Source organism: Kistimonas scapharcae (assembly GCF_039540975.1).
Lineage (GTDB): Bacteria > Pseudomonadota > Gammaproteobacteria > Pseudomonadales > Endozoicomonadaceae > Kistimonas > Kistimonas scapharcae.
The window spans coordinates 1-730 of the sequence record NZ_BAABFL010000183.1 but is presented as its reverse complement, the minus strand read 5'-3'; the positions used below and the strand labels follow the sequence as shown (position 1 = coordinate 730).

General features: G+C 46.6%; 1 protein-coding gene. It reads right to left on the bottom strand.

The window, feature by feature from the left end; translation table 11 throughout:
- Window positions 1-3 precede the first annotated feature (3 nt).
- Window positions 4-633, bottom strand: coding sequence for a hypothetical protein (locus ABD892_RS10290; protein WP_345195535.1), 630 nt, complete (start codon window positions 631-633; stop codon window positions 4-6).
- Between the last annotated feature and the right edge of the window lie 97 nt (window positions 634-730).

The following is a 730-nucleotide window of genomic DNA, read 5'->3' as shown; positions in this document are numbered from 1 at the left end:
GGGTCATTGATTACTCACTGACCACCCCCTGTTTAAGTTGGAAATTTCAGAAGAGGCGACAACTATGCTGGCACAGGGGGGAGTTAATCTGATTTGCTGTACTCGTTGCTCAATGTCATCGCGAGAGATATCGAGTTTGACGGCTTGCACATCATTTGTAGTTATGACAACAGCAAATAACTCATACTCCTCGGCAAGCCACATAATGACAGCTTCATTCTTGCCAAGACTTTGCATAACGGCATATGGGTGCACTGGTGAAGGTATTTGGGGTGCAGGGGCATCCGGGTATTTTTTGACAACTGTCTCCTGAATCGTACCGTATTCTTGTGCAAGACTTTCAAACTCGTGTGAAAGTGTATTCACCATCGCCTGATTGTCTGGCAGATCAGAGGCTAGTAATTGGCGCATTTGAGCCTGCAGACGCCGCTGCCTTTCACCAATGGCCAACATACGGCTGAGTTCATAGCGATAAGGTTGACTGGCTGCATCACGTTTAATTTTGCGTAATGCCAGGGCATGTGATGACGGATTGAATTGCTGCAACTGAGCAGCAAGAACAAGCGTGCTTACCAACTTGACTCGTTCACTGGGGTGGTAGAATATGCTGAATTGATCCTGCAACTGCGCCATTGTCGCAATAATGGTATATACCTTAAATCCCGCTTAACCTTGGGAATGTGAGCAAGCTGGCCGTACTTTTGGCAACAGAGTACAGTTTTTGCACAAA

Excerpts from the sequence above, each read along its gene's own strand:
- ABD892_RS10290 (WP_345195535.1), bottom strand. The coding sequence starts at position 633 with ATGGCGCAGTTGCAGGATCAATTCAGCATATTCTACCACCCCAGTGAA.